This window comes from Cellulomonas denverensis, from assembly GCF_012396125.1.
GTDB classification, from domain to species: Bacteria; Actinomycetota; Actinomycetes; order Actinomycetales; family Cellulomonadaceae; genus Cellulomonas; species Cellulomonas denverensis.
Window position 1 is genome coordinate 244,705 of record NZ_JAAXOX010000002.1, and the last position, 15,331, is coordinate 260,035.

Here is a 15,331-nt window from a genome sequence, read left to right on the forward strand (position 1 = left end):
ATCGCTCCCGGACCACCGTGAACTGCGCCCTCGGCGGAGGGCAGCCCGTCAGGCACGCAGCCTGCGACGCAGCAACACGGCCGTGGCACCCGCGGCGAGCAGCACGGCGATCACGGCGAGCAGCGGCCCGGGGCGGGCGCCGGTGACGGCCAGCCCACCCGGGTCGAGCACGGTGATCGGCGCCTGGGCCAGCAGGGTCCCGCTGGCGTCCCGGACCTGCACGTGGTGCTGCCCCGGGTCGAGGGCGGGCACGGTCACGGTGACCACCCCGGCCCCGTCCACCAGGCCGACGCTCGCCAGGCGCTGGTACACCGACGCGATCCCGACCTCCGCCTCGGTCCCGGGCACCCCGGCCAGGGTCACGGTCACCCGGTCACCGGGCCGCACGGTACCGGCGGACAGCATGACGGTGGCGGCGGTGTCCCCCAGGTCCGGACCCGGCTCCGGTTCGGGCTCCGGGTCGGGCTCCGGCGAAGGCTCCGGCGTGACCGGGACCAGCCCGCCCAGCGCTCCGGTCAACTGGGCGACCGCCCCGTCCACCGCGGCCTGGCCCGGCGCGGGGGCGGCCAGCACGAACCGCGCCCGCTCGGCCGCGGCGTCCAGCGCCGCCAGCGACTCGGGCGTGTACCCGGCGCGTTGCACCGCCTCGGCCCGGTCCAGCAGGGCCTGCAGCGGCGCGGTGTCCCCGGCGACCGTGGTGGGCACCGCGACCAGCTCGATCTCGTCCAGCGTGCCCCAGGCTCCGGCACTGAGCTGGAAGGAGGCCGAGACCACCACCACCCCGTCGGCGGCCACGGTCAGCGGTTCGGTCTGCGGGTGCTGCCAGTTGGCGTAGCCGCTGAGCCGGAAGTCCGCCGACACCGAGGAGATCCCGGAGCTGGCCGTGATCCGGGTGACGTCGCCGGGACCCGAGTCGCCGCCCTGCACCCGGGCGGACAGCCGGTACTGGCCGGCGGGCACTCCGGTGACGGTCTGCTCGACGGTGAAGGTGTAGGCGGTGGCCGACCAGAAGTGCGTCGAGCGGCTACCCGCGTAGGGGTCGTCGGTGGCGCTGATCGTGTACCCGGTGCCGGTGCCGGTCCACGGCGCGACCCCGTCCTCGAATCCGGGGTTGACCACCAGGTTGCGGCCCTCGCCGGCATCGGCCAGCACGGTCACGGTGGCGGTGGTGGCGTGCCCGCCGGAGGTCACCCCGGACACCCGGTAGGTCCCGGCGCCCTGGATCCAGGCGGTGTCGCCCTGCCAGGTGACCGGCTGGTCCTCGGTGGTGCCGTCGTTGTAGCTGACCCGCACGGTGGCGGGCAGCGTGATCGGGTCGCCGTCCACCACGGTCAGGGTGGGGTTGGCCACCGCATCGACCTGGCGCGGGGCGACCGAGCCGGTGACCGCGTACTGGTAGACCCGCAGGGACTCCAGCGGGGTGCCGTAGTGGGCGAACAGCGCCTGGTTGTCCCAGCCGGAGCCGCCGTAGTCGTCCGCCGGCACCCCGCCCAGCTCACCGTCCGGGTCGTAGAACTCCTGCGCCGCCGGGCTGGCCCAGCCGGAGCCGTCCCGGTCCCACAGCACCCGGTTGGCCTCCACCTGGTCCGCCGGGCCGACCGGCAGCCAGGCCGGCTCCCAGTAGAACGTGCCCAGCCCGCGTCCGCCGGAGACATTCGCCACCGCCTGCATCACGTCCCGGACCGCCAGCGCCTGGCCCTGGACGGTCGCCGGGTACTGGGTCGGCTCGGTGCTGATCACGTTCGGGTACCCGTCGCCGTCCTCCAGGGTGTACGCCCAGGAGGTCTCGGCCACCGCCACGTCCTTGTCGTAGGTGGTCGCGACCTGGTCCAGCACCGCGGTGAGGTTCTCCGGGGTGCCGTGCCAGAACGGGTAGTAGCTGGACAGGAAGACGTCGTAGTCCACCCCGCCGTCCTCCAGCGCCTGCGCGGCCGCGGCGTACTGGCCGGAGCGTTCCGGGTTGGTGAAGTGCACCGCGACCTTGACCTGGCTGCCCAGCGTCTCGCGGACCGCGGTGGACCCGGCCTGGAACAGCTGCACGGTGTTCGCCCAGCCGGTGGTCCCGGCGATCTCCCCGCCGGTGGTCTCGTTGCCGATCTGCACCATGCCGACATCCACCCCGGCGTCCGCCATCGACTGCAGGGTGTCGGCGGTGTAGTCGTGCAGCGCGGTGATCCGGCCCGCCAGGTCCAGCCCGCGCCACGCCTTCGGCGCCTGCTGCTGGCCCGGGTGTGCCCAGAAGTCGGAGTAGTGGAAGTCCACCAGCACCCGCAGGCCCGCCGCGGTCGCCCGGCGGCCGATCTCCACCGCACGCTCCGCGTCGACGTTGCCGCCGCCGTAGCCCTGGCCGCCCGCGGTGAACGGGTCGTTCCAGACCCGGATCCGGGCCCAGTTCACCCCGTGGTCGGCCAGCACCTCGAACAGGTCGGCGGGCCGGCCGTCGTCATCGCGGAACACCACCCCGGAGTCCTCCAGGGACAGCACGGTGGACACGTCCACTCCGTTGATCCAGTCGGCGCCCATCCCCTCGACCCGGGGCACGGTGATCCCGGCCTGCACCGGGCCGTCGGCCGCCTGTGCCGTCATGGTGGTCCCCCCGAGCGCCAGCGCCGCCGCCAGTGCGCCGGCCATCAGTCGTGACCTCGTCGTCATCGACCTTCCCTTCCGTGTGTCAGCCCTTCACCGATCCCGCCGACAGGCCGCCGACGATGTACCGCTGCAATGACAGGAACAGCGCCAGCACCGGGATGGACCCGATCACCGCACCGGCGGCGAACAGTCCCCAGCGCGAGGTCAGCTGGTTGGAGACCCACTGGTACATGCCGACCGCCAGGGTCCAGTTCTCCTCGGAGGTCAGCACGATCCGGGCCAGGATGAAGTCGCCGAACGCGCTGATGAACGCCAGCAGCGCCACCACCGCGAGGATCGGCGTGACCAGCGGCATGATCAGCCGCCAGTAGATCTGCGCGTGGGTGGCGCCGTCGATGGTGGCGGCCTCGTCGATCTCCCGCGGCACCGAGTTGAAGAAGCCGTACATCAGGAAGGTGTTCGCCCCCAGCGCCCCGCCCAGGTAGACACAGATCAGCGCGATCCGGGAGTTCACCCCGAGCGCCGGGATCACGTTGCCGAGCGCGATCAGCAGCAGGAACACCGCCACGAAGGCCACGGTCTGCGGGAACATCTGGATGATCAGCAGCGTGGTCAGCGAGGTCCGCCGGCCACGGAACCGGAACCGGCTGAAGGCGTAGGCCGCCGCCGCGCCCATCAGCACCGCACCGACCGAGGCCGCCCCGCCGATCACCAGGGTGTTGGTCACCCAGGTCCAGAACATCGTGTCGCCGAGCGCGCTGAAGTTGTCCAGGCCGACCGAGCTGAACAGCCGGCTGGACCCGGCCAGCGACCCCCGCGGGTCCAGGGCGGCGGACAGCGCGTAGACCAGCGGGAACACCGCGTAGAACACGATCACCACGCCGACCGGGTACTTCCAGCCGACCTCGGACCACCAGCGTCGGGTGCCCATCACATCTCCTCCAGCTTGCGGGTGCGGCGGAACGCCAGTGCGGAGATCACGCCGATCACGACGAAGACGACGATCGACAGCGCGCTCGCCAGGCCGTAGTCCGCCCGGCCGCCGGAGACCCCGGAGATCTGGTAGATCGCGCTGATCAGGATGTCGGTGGAGCCCATCGGGGTGCTGGACCCGGGGAAGGCCGGGCCGCCGCCGGTGAGCATGTAGATGATCGTGAAGTTGTTGAAGTTGAAGGCGAAGGAGGCGATCGCCAGCGGCGCGGTGGACACCAGCAGCATCGGCAGCGTGATCGACCGGAACTGCCGCCACCGCCCGGCGCCGTCCACCCGGGCCGCCTCGATCACGTCACCGGGCAGCGCCTGCAACGCGCCGGTGGTGACCAGGAACCAGTACGGGTAGCTCAGCCACAGGTTCACCCAGAGGATCGCCAGCTTCGCCAGCCACGGGTCGCTCAGCCAGCCGATGTCCGCCCCGAGGAAGAACCACTCGTTGATCACGCCGAACTCCGAGTTCAGCATCCCCCGCCACAGCAGCGCGGACATGAACGCCGGGAAGGCGTAGGGCAGGATCATCAGCGTCCGCAGCAGCTTGCGGCCGCGCACCCGCGGGTCGTTGTAGATCAGCGCGAACAACAGCCCCAGGCCGAAGCTGGTCAGCACGGTCAGGATCGCGAAGGCGAAGGTCCAGGCGGTGACCTTGAGCAGCGGCCCGGCGTAGCTCGCGTCGGTGAACGCCCGGACGAAGTTGTCGAAGCCGACGTTCACGTACCAGCCCGCCGCCAGCCGGTCGCCGTCCGGGCTGACGAAGCTGCCGCGGTCGTCCGGGCTGTACACCACGCCGGTCTCGGTGTTGGTGATGGTCTGCGCGGCGTCGTCCCAGACCAGCCGGGAGGTGTAGACCGCGCCGGTGGAGCCCTCGCGGGTGCGCAGCGAACCGTCCTCGGCGTCGTCCGAGATCGGCACCCGCAGCTCCACCACCCGCTGTTGCAGGTCGGTGTCGGTGAACAGCTCGGCCCGGGGCACCACCTCCCAGCCCGGAACGGTCGCCGGCGCCCCGTTGTCGCCGACGGTCGCGCCACCCACCGCGGTCAACGGGTCCTCGGTGGTGCCGACCAGCACCTCGTCCCCGTCGGTGATCGCGAAGCCGAGCTCGTCGCCGGCCCGCACCACCGACAGCGGGTACTGCGGGGAGTCCTGCACCGGGCGCTCGTCCTGGATCAGGGCCGCGTTCACCGCCTGCTGCATGCTGCCCAGGTGCCCGGTGCCGTAGTTCGTGAAGGCGACGTACCCGGTGTAGAGCAGGGTGAACATCTGGAACACCGCCAGGAACACCAGGCCCGGGAACAGGTACTTCAGCGGCACCGCGCGCTTGCTGAAGTACACCCAGTCCGCGATCAGCAGCCCGGCGACCAGCACGCCCAGGATCACCCAGGCACCGGCGCGCTGGGCGGACAGGATCGCGGTGATGCCGGCCGCGTTCACCAGCATCATCAGCAGCAGCTTCGCCACGAACCCGGCGCCGATCCCGCGCCAGGACCGGGCGTGGGACTCGGGGGTCTCGGGTGGGGCGTCGGGGTCGGCGGTGCGCAGGCCGCTGGACATGGGGATCTCCTCGGGAGGGCGGGGAACGGCCGATCGGGACGGGGTGCGGGCACACCCCGCCCCGGGTGGATCAGCCGCCGATGGCGGACTCGATGCTGGACACCGTCGACGTCCAGGTGGACGCCGGGTCCTCACCCTTGATCAGGGCGATCTGCGCGGCGTTCCAGTAGTCCCAGACCGCGCCCATCTCCGGGATGTTCGGCATCGGCACGCCGTTCTGGGCGGAGGCGATGAACCCGGCGATGATCGGGTCGTCCGCCACCTCCTCGGCCACGGCGGTCAGCGCCGGGATCCGCGGGTCGGCGTCGTAGAGCGCCTGCTGTGCCTCCGGGGTGGCCACGTAGTTGGCCAGGAACTCGTTGGCCAGCAGCGCATTCTTGGACTGCGCGGACAGGTAGAAGCCCTGCACCCCGACGAAGGGCGAGGCGGTCTCGCCACCGGCGGACGGGATCGGGTTGACCGCGACCTCGATCCCGGCGTCCTGGTAGGTCGGGATGGTCCACGGGCCCTGCACGATGAACGGCGACTGCCCGGTGGCGAACAGCTCGTTGCCGATGTCGTAGTCCACCGTGTCGGTGAAGTAGCCGGTGCCGGCCGAGCCGTTGTCGTGGATCCACTGGGCGTAGGCCTGGCCGCCCTCGCCGCCCATGCCGACCTCGCTGGTGTACGAGCCGTCCTCGTCCTGCACGAACACCGGCGCACCGAAGGAGGTCTGGAAGGCGTACGAGGTGTACATGTCACCCTCGGCGCCGTTGGTGTAGAGGATGAACGGCCGGTCGCCGAACCCGGCATCGGTGGCCATCTGGATCATCTCGTCCCAGGTGGCCGGTGCGGTGTCGCCGACCAGGTCCACGTTCTGGATCAGCGCGACCGCCTCCTGCGCGTAGGGCAGGGCGTAGAGCTGGCCGTCGTAGGTGAACGCGTCCAGGGTCACCGACTCGAAGTCGGCCGCCCGGTCGCCCAGATCCAGGGTGTCGACCACCCCGGACTCGACGAACTCGCCCAGCCAGTCGTGCGCGCCGACGGTGATGTCCGGGCCCTCCCCGGTGGGGACCTGGGACAGGAAGTCGGCCCGCAGGTCCTCGAAGTTCTTCTGCACGATGGTGACCGTGGCGCCGGTGTCCGCCTCGAAGTCGGCGGCCGCGTTCTTGATCGCCTCGGCGCGCTCGGCGTCCGACCAGATCACCAGTTCGGCGCCCGAGCCGTCCGACCCGCCGCCGGTGGTGGTGGACTCGGCGGACGGGGTGTCGCCACCACCGCCGCAGGCCGCCAGGAGTGCCATCGTCGCCGCGGCGGCGATGCCCACTGCGAGGTTCTTGCGCATCTGCTGTCCTTCCGACAGGGGTCGCCGGCGCTCCGTCGCGCCACGGCCGACCCGTGGGTGGTGCGGGACGTCCTCGTCCCGCGGCACTGCTGGGCAGGTGGGTCAGCGATCACCCCCCGACGGGGTGCGGAAGACCGCCACCCCACCCGCGCCGATCCGGTACGAGCCGCCGGTCTCCTCGCCGGAGAGCAGCTCGGTGCCGGTGACGTCCAACTGCACGCCGGTGTCCCGGTGGTTGACCGCCACCAGGTAGTCGTGGTCCGTCCCGTGCCGGGTGACCAGCTCCAGCCCTTCGGGCTGCCCGGGCGGGGTGATCCCGGCGTCGGCGTAGACCGCGGCCAGCACCGGCGCCAGGGCATCCACCCCGAGTCGGGTGCTGACGTACCAGCCGGTGCCCTCGCCGTGCCGGTGCCGGGTGATCGCCGCCATCCCGTCCGCCGGGCCACCGCGGTAGACCCCACGGACCTCCGCGCCGGCCAGGCTCAGGTGCTCGGCCCAGGTGTCGGTGGCCAGCGCGGTGCCGTCCAGGTCCACCGTCACCTGATCGGCGGCCCGCACCGGCAGGAACTCCTCGGTGCTGGTGCCCAGCACCTCGCGCAGCGGGGCGCCGAAGCCGCCGGGGTGCACCGCCTCGTGCTCGTCCACCACCGCGGCGAAGCAGGACACCAGCAGGGTGCCGCCCTGGGCGACGTAACCGGTCAGGTTCTTGCCGGCCGCCGCGGTGAGCAGGTACGACGCCGGTGCGACCACCAGGGCGTAGCCGGACAGGTCGTCCTCCGGGTGGGCGAAGTCGACGGTCACGCCGTCCCGCCACAGCCGCTCGTAGTAGGTGCGCATCCGCTCCCGGAACCCGAGGTCGTCCGAGGGCCGCCACTGCAGGTCCTGCGCCCACAGCGACTCCCAGTCGTAGAGCACCGCCACCCGGGCCCGGACCCGCGACCCGGCGACCTCCGCCAGCCGGCCCAGCCGGTCGCCCAGGTCGACCACCTCGCGGAACACCCGGGACCCGGTGCCGGCATGCGGCAGCATCGCCGAGTGGAACTTCTCCGCCCCGGAGCGAGAGGCCCGCCACTGGAAGAACAAGATCCCGTCCGCACCACGGCCCAGGTGGGTCAGCGCGTTGCGGTGCATCTCCCCCGGCCGCTTGGCGATGTTGTGCCCCTGCCAGTTCACCGCCGAGGTGGAGTGCTCCATCAGCACCCAGGGCCGGCCCCGGGCGACCGACCGGGTCAGGTCCGCCGACAGCGCCAGCGCGACATGCGCGTCCGGGTCCGGCGACCACAGGTAGTGGTCGTCCGAGACGATGTCGACCTCGCGCGCCCACTTCCACAGATCGGTGTTCCAGGACTGGTGCGCCATGAAGTTGGTGGTGACCGGCTGGGTGGCGTGCGCCCGGATCGCGTCCCGCTCCGCGCGGAAGCAGGCCCGGAGCTGGTGGTCGGTGAACCGGGCGAAGTCCAACTGCTGCGCGGGGTTCGGGGTCGAGGCGGTGGCCACCGGTGCGCCGACGTGCGCCCATTCGCGGTAGGTCTGCCCCCAGAACGCGGTGCCCCAGGCCGCGTTCAGCCCGTCCAGCGAGCCGTAGCGTTCCCGCAACCAGTCCCGGAACGCGGCCACCGACTGCGCCGAGTAGTCCTCGCCCACCGGGGCGCCGTACTCGTTGTGCACGTGCCACATCACCACCGCCGGGTGGTCGGCGTACCGCCGGGCCAGCTCACCGGCGATCCGGGCGGCCGCGGCGCGGTACTCGGCGGAGCTCGGCGAGACCATGCCGCGCGACCCGAAGCCGAGCACGGTGCCGTCCCGGGTCACCACCCGGCTGTCCGGGTAGGTGGCGTAGAACCAGGCGGGCGGCGAGGCGGTCGGGGTGCCGAGGTCGACCGCGATCCCGTTCCGGTGCAGCAGGTCCAGCACGTCGTCCAGCCAGCCGAAGTCGAACTCGCCCTCGCGCGGCTCGAGCAGCCCCCAGGAGAAGATGCCGACGCTGACCAGGTTCACCCCGGCCTCGCGCATCAGCGCCACGTCCTCGTCCCAGACCTGCCGTGGCCACTGCTCGGGGTTGTAGTCGCCGCCGTAGGAGATGCCCGCGGTCGGCCACCCGAAATCGCTCATCCTGTGTCGCTCCCTTGCGATGCTGTGCACGGTCACAGTAGGCAGAAGGGCGTACCTGGTGGGAAGTGGTGGGTTGTGTTCGTTATCCGACTGTGACCGTGCACGGGGCAGGGAGCTAGTGCATCGGCTCCGTGGTCAGCTCCACGCTCGCCCAGACGTCGAAGGGCAGCTCCCGGATGCGTGCGACCACCGCCCGGCGCACCGCGTCCTCCTCGTCCACCGTCCAGTCCCCCGGCCGCACGACGAAGTCGACCTCCACGTACAGCCGCCGGCCGAGTTTGGTTGCCCGCACCGCCGGGTCGGGCAGCGCCAGGCCGAGCTCCTGGCGCGCCGCGGCGATCGCCCGGTCCACCTCGGTGGCCACCGGCACCGGCGGCACCCCCTCCAGCAGCTCGTGCATCCCCTCCCGGATCAGCCGGACCGGCATCGGGGTGATCATCGCCACCACCAGCAACAGCAGCACCGGATCGACATACCCGGCCGCCGCGTCGTGCCCGGTACGGCCCAGCACCAGCCCGGCCAGGCCACCGGCGACCACCGCGGCACTGATCCCGGCACCGGCCCGCCAGGACACCACCTCGGCGTCGACCAGGGCGGAGGACGGCGCCCGGACCCGCAGCCAGCGTGCGACCAGGGCGCTGAGCACCGCCGCCACCGCCCCGTAGATCACCAGCCACAGCGGGTCGGTGTCGGTGCCGCCGCCGGCCAAGGAGCCGATCGCATCCGCCACCGCGTAGACCAGGGTGGCGATCAGCGCCGCGCCCTGCATCGCCACCGCCAGCGGGGTCGCCGCATGCCGGCCGAACGGGTACTGCTGGTCCGGCGACCGGGCGGCGGCGCGGGAGGCCAGCGCGAACACCCCGACCAGGGCGATCCCGGCCAGGGTGTACATCCCGTCGAACAGGATCACCGCCGAGCCCAGCACCGCCCCGGCCAGCAGGGCCACCAGGCCGAGCACGGCCGAGGACAGCGCGGAGATGGTCAGGGCGACCCGTTCCCGTCGCAGCTCGGCCGCGGGTCCGGGCGTGGTCGGATCGGGCATCGGGCACCTCCGCCGGTCGCGATCAGGTCCCCGACCGTACCCGGCGCAGCCCGGCTCGTCCCGAGGTCAGCGCGCCAGCACCGCCAGCCATTCGCCGCCGGGGGCGTACGGCTCCCCGGTCAGTGCTCCCCAGGTTTCCGCCACCCGGAAACCCGCCGCCGCCAGCACCGAAGTCAGCCGCTCGGGGGTGTAGTCCTGGAACCACATCCGGTACACCCGCGCCCCGTCCGCGGCGACCACCACGTACTGCTCGCACAGCAGGTCGTCGTCGAACCGGTGCTGGGCGGTCAGCACCAGGTGCTCGTCCGGCCGCCACAGCCCGCCGTGGGCCAGCTCCCAGCCGGGCGACTGCGGCGGATGGGCCGCCGGGGTCGTCACGTCGAAGACCAGCGCACCGCCGGGCACCAGCGCGCGCCGGGCGGCGGCCAGCAGCCGGTCCCGGGTCGCGTCGTCCAGCGTCGACAGTTCGCCGAAGGACTGGATCACCAGGTCGAACTCGCCGTCGAAGTCCAACTCCCGGAAGTCGCGCAGCAGGTACCGGATCTCCAGCCCGGCCTCGGCCGCCGCCCGCCGGGCGTGCTCCAGCGACCCGGCGCTGATGTCCACCCCGGTGACCGCCGCACCCGCCGCAGCCATCCGCCCGGCCAGCAGCCCCGGACCGCAGCCGAGGTCCAGCACCCGGGTGCCCGGGCCGAGCAGCCCGCGCCCGGCCAGGTGCGCCACGGTCGCGTCCAGCGTCGCCGGCCGGCGGGAGGCGAGGTCGACCTCCGGGTCCAGGTGGGTGGCCAGCAGCGTGCGGGCGATCACCGGGTCGTCCCAGAACGGCTCCCCGGGCTCGAACCGGGCCGGCCGGGCGACCAGCCGCAGCAGATCGGTCACCGGTCCCGCGCGATCAGCGCGAACACGCCCCAGCCGAGGTACTCCCGCTGGTACCGGGCGTACCGCGCGGGCTCGGTGGCGAGGGTCTCGCGCAGCTGCGGCGCCAGCTCGTCCTGCGGGTTCTGGTCCAGCCAGCGCCGGATCGCCAGCCACTGCGGGGCCATGTACCGGTCCCAGCTGTCCTGATCGGCCAGCATCATCTCCACCGTGTCGAAGCCCAGCTCGTCGAACTCCTCCAGCAGTCCCGGCAGGGTGCGGAAGTCGTCGGCCGAGGTCGCCCCGCAGGCCTCGGCGGTCGCCTGGTCCTCCGGCACCCGGGTCCAGAACGGCTCGCCGATCAGCAGCATCCCGCCCGGCCGCACACTGCGGGACAGCAGCTCGATCGTCCCGGCGACGCCGCCGCCGATCCAGGTCGCGCCGACGCAGGACGCCACATCCACCGGCTGCTCCGCGACGTACCCGGCGGCATCCGCGGCGACGAACCGCACCCGGTCGGCCACCCCCAGCTCGGCCGCCCGCGCGGTCGCCTGGTCCACCCACCCGGCGTTCAGGTCGACCCCGGTGCCCTCGATCGCGTGGTCCCGGGCCCAGCTGCACAGCATCTCCCCCGAGCCGCTGGCCAGGTCCAGCACCGTGCTGCCCGGCGTGAACTGCAACGCCCGGCCGAGGGTGGCCAGCTTGTCGGCGGTGATCGGGTTGTGGATGCGCAGCGTGCTCTCACGGATGCTGAAGACGCGGAGGAAGTCCACGGGTGGTGCTCCTGACTGATCGAGGGGATGCGGCCATCGTCGCGACGTCCGGTCCCCCGGCGCCACGGATTTACGCCACCACCACGGTCCCGCCCCGGGGCAACCCGTCCCGGAAAACGATCGGCAACCCACGGCCGTGCTCCGGGTCGAACCGGTCCATCGCCTGCAGGTGCAGGTGCGGCTCGGTGCTGTTTCCCGAGTTCCCGCACGCACCCAGGACCTCCCCCACCCGCACCGTCCGGCCCGCGCTCACCGTGATCGAGCCGCGTCGCAGATGGCACAGCACCACCACCCCTGCCCCGCCGTCGATCACCACGTGGTTGCCCGCCACCGCCCGCCAGCCCTCGGCCACCCGCCCGCGCTGACCCAGGGCGTACCCGACCGACGGCAGCCCCCGGCGCGCGGCATGGTCCGGCACCCCGTCGTGTACCGCCAGCACCCGGCCGCCGACCGGCGCCAGCACCGGACGGCCGAACCCGGTGAACGCCTCCGGAACCTCCGGCCGCAGCCAGGACCGCCAGGTCATCGGCGCCGACCGTCCGTCCGCGGCCACCGGCACGAAGTCGATCGCGTACCCGCTGCCGAACCGGGTCGTGCCGTGGCTGGGCACCCGGTCCGCGGGACTGTTCCGCACCGCCCAGCGGCCGGTGAACGGGTAGGCGAGGGCGATCATCCGCCTCACATCGGCTTCAGGTTCTGGTCCAACCGGTCCAGGATCCGTTCCAGCCGCCGCGCCCGGGTCTGCTCGGTCTTCGCGTCGAAGTACAGCCGGGCATAGGTCCGCCGGACCGACGGCGACATGCCCGACCAGTGGGTGTGCGCCGGTTCGTGCCCGCGGATCAGCGCGTCCAGCTCGGCACCCTGCTCGTCGCTGGGCGGCGGGGTGGCCGTGGTGTCCCAGCAGCCGTCCGCCCGGGCCGCCGCGACCGCGTCCAGACCCGCCTGGGCGACCACCCCGCGGGCGATCAGCTGCTCGACCAGCGTGCGGTTCCGGGCCGACCACCGGCTGCCGCGGCGGCGCGGGGCGAAGTACTTCCGGTAGGCCAGATCGTCGACCCGGCGCATCTGGCCGTCGATCCAGCCCTGGCACAGCGCCTCCTCCAGGGCCTCGGCGGCACTGACGGTCCGCGGACCGCCGGGCTTGCCGATCACCAGCCAGACCCCGTCCGCCGTGGGCCCCTGCTCGGCCAGCCAGCTGCGCAGGGCGGTGCGATCGGGGAACACGAGCCCGTGCTCGAGGTACGACGGTGCGGTCACGGCGGCCTCCTTGTGCGTCCGGTCGAGCATCGCAGGTCCCGCCGACCACCCATCGACCCGCCCGACGCCCCGTGGTCAGCCGCGGGCGAGGGCCGGGGCGTCCAGGTAGTCGGTGAAGCCGAGCAGGTTGCCCCACGGGTCGGCGATCTCCACCACCCAGCCGGTGCCGATCTGGTGCGGCGGTGCGCTCAGCTCCACGCCGGCTGCTGCGAGGTGCTCGGCGGCGGCGCGCGCGTCGGGCACCTCGAACCAGAGCTTGTGCCCACCCGGTCGCGGGCTCTCCACCACGCCCACGCCGAGCCCCGGGGTCTCCGACCCGATCCGGAACAGCACGGTGCCCATCGCGTCGAACCGCCGGTGCACCGGCAGCCCGACGGTGTCGCGGTAGAACTCCACCGCCCGGTCCAGGTCGCCCACCTCGAGGAACACGTTGTCGATGCCGAGGACGTCCATCTCAGCTCCCGTCGCGCGGGTCGGCCAGCGTGGCCGCGTCGAACCGGATGCCGGCGAACTCGACGTCGCAGCCGGGCCCGGTCGGGGACTGCACCTCGAACCCCAGCCGGGGCGTGCCGGGCGCGTCCAGGGCGAACAGCCGGACCAGCTGCCAGACCTCGCCGTCCTGCGAGGCGTGAAAGGTGTACACCCCGCCGATCCGGGACACCCGGAGCCAGGTGGTGCGGGAGTCGACGGCGAAGGCGTTGGCGTCGTCGGAGACCGTGCGGTTGACCACCGTGACGATGGTCGGCTGCCCGCTCGGGGAGTGTTCGAAGCAGAGCTTGGCCCAGTGCGCGTCGTCGATCCACAGCAGGAGCACCCCGGCGTCGAAATCGGTGCCGAAGCCGACCGTGACCCGGCAGCGCAGCTGGAAGTCCCCGGCGGGCAGCACGCCGAGCAGGCGGTCGGCGTTCAGCGTGGGGGTGCCGCTCGCGGGGTCGGTGAAGATGTCGGTCCGCGGTCCGGCGGTGGCGCTCAGCCCGTCGTCGTCGTGCACCTGCCAGACCGCATCACCGTGTGGCTCCAGCGGGTGCGGCAGCGCGGGCAGGATGATCTCGGTCACGGGGGGTCCTCTCTACAAGCGGGTGACGATCCGTTCCCGGGCGAACCGCCGGACGACCACCAGGAACGCGACGACGTCGACGACGACCAGCACCGCGCACCCGGCCAGCGCGACCGGGACGTCGAACAGCGTCAGGCCGGTCGCCTGGCTCACCACGAGCGCGAGGATCGGCAGGACGACCACCATCGCCGTCCCCTGTGCGCCCTGCATCGTGCTCGAACGACCGGAGACCGCCACGATCAGGCTGGTCGCCAGGAACCCGATCAGCGGCACCAGGCCGAGGATCAGGACCACCCAGGTCCAGGTGGGAAAGAACATACCGCCGATGGTCCCGGCGCCGAGGGCGTTCACGATCACGGTGTAGACCACGAAGGCCGCCCAGGTCAGCCCCACCGCGGGCAGCACCGAGCCGAGCACCTTGGCCAGCACCAGCTCCCGGTTGGTCAGCGGGGTGTAGAGCAGCCCCTCGATGGTGTGCCGCTCCTTCTCCCCGACCAGGCTGGAGCTGGCGGTGATGCTGGCGGCCATCACCGGGATCAGCAGGAACAGCGGGGCCATGAAGTAGACCACCACCGCGTACAGCACGGTCTGTTCGTCGCTGAACCCGGCCGGCACGATCCCGGCGGGCAGGTTGTCCAGGAAGCTCTGCATCCCGGCGATCAACGAGGTGAGCACGCCGGTGGTGCCGAGCAGGCCGACCGCGGTGGGGATCAGCACGGCGAACACCACCGGCACGATCACCATCGAGGTCATCACCTGGGGATTGCGGAGCACTTCGAGCCAGTCCTTGCGCATCACGGCCCAGACCCGGCGGCGGTCGATCATGCGGCACCCCGATCGTCGATGGTGGCGAAGTAGAGCTCCTCGATGGTCGGCCGGTCCGGCACCACCGCGTGCACCGGGACGTCGTGCCGGACCAGTGCGGCCACGACGGCGGGGATCACCGCGGGGTCCGGGGTGGTCACCTCCAGCAGTCCGGTCGCGGGATCGATCACCCGGGGCGCCCGGTCCAGCACCTCGGCGGCGACCGCCCGGGCCCGCGCCACCTCGCCGCCGACGGTGAACCGGTAGCGGCTGCGTGGCCAGCGCCGGTGCAGCAGCTCCTCGACCGGTCCGGCGGCCAGCAGCCTGCCGTGCTCGATGATCCCGACGTCGTCGCAGAGCGCCTCCAGGCCGTGCAGCTGGTGAGTGCAGATGATCACCGTGGTGCTGGCGGCCCGGATCAGCTGGTGCAGGTAGGCGATCAGGTCGGCGGAGGCCTCGGGATCCAGCCCGGCGGTCGGTTCGTCCAGGAACAGCAGGTCGGGCCGGTGCAGCACCGCGCGACCGATCGCCGCCTTCTGCCGCATCCCCTTGCTCAGCTCACCCACCCGGGAGTCGCCCCGGTCCAGCAGCCCGAGCACGTCCAGCACCTCGTCCACCCGGTGGTCCAGGCCGCTCCGGTCGACGCCGTGCAGCTCGCCCCACAGGCGCAGGTTCTCCCGGACGGTGAGCGTCTCGTACAGCGCGGTGTCGGTCTGCACCCCGATCCGGCGCCGGAGCCGGTCGGCACTGGCGTCGGTCAGCGGTTCGCCGAACAGCGCCACCTGCCCGGCATCCCGGGTGAGCAGGCCGGTCAGCAGCCGGACGGTGGTGGTCTTGCCGGAACCGTTCGGCCCGAGCAGCCCGAACGCCCGGCCGCGGCCCACGGTGAAGCACGCTCCGCGACGGCGGCCCGGTCGCCGAACCGCTTGGTCAGGCCGGTGACCTCGACCGCCGGTGTGGTGGGTGTGGCCATCCGG

General features: G+C 72.6%; 14 protein-coding genes. All 14 read right to left on the reverse strand.

The window, feature by feature from the left end:
• Positions 1 to 48: 48 nt before the first annotated feature.
• Positions 49 to 2,631 carry a glycosyl hydrolase 53 family protein gene (locus tag HGA03_RS05035; protein WP_168629143.1) on the reverse strand — a complete coding sequence of 861 codons (2,583 nt, stop codon included), beginning with the start codon at positions 2,629 to 2,631 and terminating at the stop codon, positions 49 to 51.
• Between the two features lie 40 nt (positions 2,632 to 2,671).
• On the reverse strand, positions 2,672 to 3,520 hold the full coding sequence (locus tag HGA03_RS05040; protein ID WP_168629144.1) for a sugar ABC transporter permease: 849 nt from the start codon (positions 3,518 to 3,520) through the stop codon (positions 2,672 to 2,674).
• Positions 3,520 to 5,130: an ABC transporter permease subunit gene (locus tag HGA03_RS05045; protein ID WP_168629145.1), complete on the reverse strand. Its 1,611-nt coding sequence runs from the start codon at positions 5,128 to 5,130 to the stop codon at positions 3,520 to 3,522. Before HGA03_RS05045 ends, HGA03_RS05040 begins: the two co-directional genes overlap by 1 nt.
• 70 nt (positions 5,131 to 5,200) lie before the next feature.
• The gene (locus HGA03_RS05050) at positions 5,201 to 6,454 is read right to left on the reverse strand and encodes a sugar ABC transporter substrate-binding protein (protein WP_168629146.1); all 1,254 of its coding nucleotides are present in this window, start codon (positions 6,452 to 6,454) and stop codon (positions 5,201 to 5,203) included.
• Between the two features lie 102 nt (positions 6,455 to 6,556).
• Complete coding sequence (locus HGA03_RS05055) at positions 6,557 to 8,566, reverse strand: beta-galactosidase (protein ID WP_168629147.1); 2,010 nt, start codon at positions 8,564 to 8,566, stop codon at positions 6,557 to 6,559.
• A 115-nt stretch (positions 8,567 to 8,681) separates the two neighbouring features.
• Positions 8,682 to 9,608, reverse strand: a complete 927-nt coding sequence (locus tag HGA03_RS05060) for a cation efflux transmembrane domain-containing protein (RefSeq protein WP_168629148.1) — start codon at positions 9,606 to 9,608, stop codon at positions 8,682 to 8,684.
• 66 nt (positions 9,609 to 9,674) lie between these two features.
• On the reverse strand, positions 9,675 to 10,487 hold the full coding sequence (locus tag HGA03_RS05065; protein WP_168629149.1) for a class I SAM-dependent methyltransferase: 813 nt from the start codon (positions 10,485 to 10,487) through the stop codon (positions 9,675 to 9,677).
• Positions 10,484 to 11,236, reverse strand: a complete 753-nt coding sequence (locus HGA03_RS05070) for an SAM-dependent methyltransferase (protein ID WP_168629150.1) — start codon at positions 11,234 to 11,236, stop codon at positions 10,484 to 10,486. The genes HGA03_RS05065 and HGA03_RS05070 overlap by 4 nt, the downstream gene beginning before the upstream one ends.
• A gap of 70 nt (positions 11,237 to 11,306) precedes the next feature.
• Positions 11,307 to 11,909: a M23 family metallopeptidase gene (locus HGA03_RS05075; RefSeq protein ID WP_168629151.1), complete on the reverse strand. Its 603-nt coding sequence runs from the start codon at positions 11,907 to 11,909 to the stop codon at positions 11,307 to 11,309.
• 5 nt (positions 11,910 to 11,914) lie between these two features.
• Positions 11,915 to 12,493, reverse strand: a complete 579-nt coding sequence (locus HGA03_RS19280) for a YdeI/OmpD-associated family protein (RefSeq protein ID WP_203767745.1) — start codon at positions 12,491 to 12,493, stop codon at positions 11,915 to 11,917.
• Between the two features lie 75 nt (positions 12,494 to 12,568).
• On the reverse strand, positions 12,569 to 12,946 hold the full coding sequence (locus HGA03_RS05085) for a VOC family protein (RefSeq protein WP_168629153.1): 378 nt from the start codon (positions 12,944 to 12,946) through the stop codon (positions 12,569 to 12,571).
• 1 nt (position 12,947) lies between these two features.
• Positions 12,948 to 13,550, reverse strand: coding sequence for a DUF1349 domain-containing protein (locus HGA03_RS05090; RefSeq protein WP_203767742.1), 603 nt, complete (start codon positions 13,548 to 13,550; stop codon positions 12,948 to 12,950).
• Positions 13,551 to 13,562: 12 nt separating this feature from the next.
• The gene (locus HGA03_RS05095; RefSeq protein WP_168629154.1) at positions 13,563 to 14,375 is read right to left on the reverse strand and encodes an ABC transporter permease subunit; all 813 of its coding nucleotides are present in this window, start codon (positions 14,373 to 14,375) and stop codon (positions 13,563 to 13,565) included.
• A complete protein-coding gene (locus HGA03_RS05100; RefSeq protein WP_168629155.1) occupies positions 14,372 to 15,238 on the reverse strand; it encodes an ABC transporter ATP-binding protein in 867 nt (288 codons plus the stop codon). The genes HGA03_RS05095 and HGA03_RS05100 overlap by 4 nt, the downstream gene beginning before the upstream one ends.
• Positions 15,239 to 15,331 lie beyond the last annotated feature (93 nt).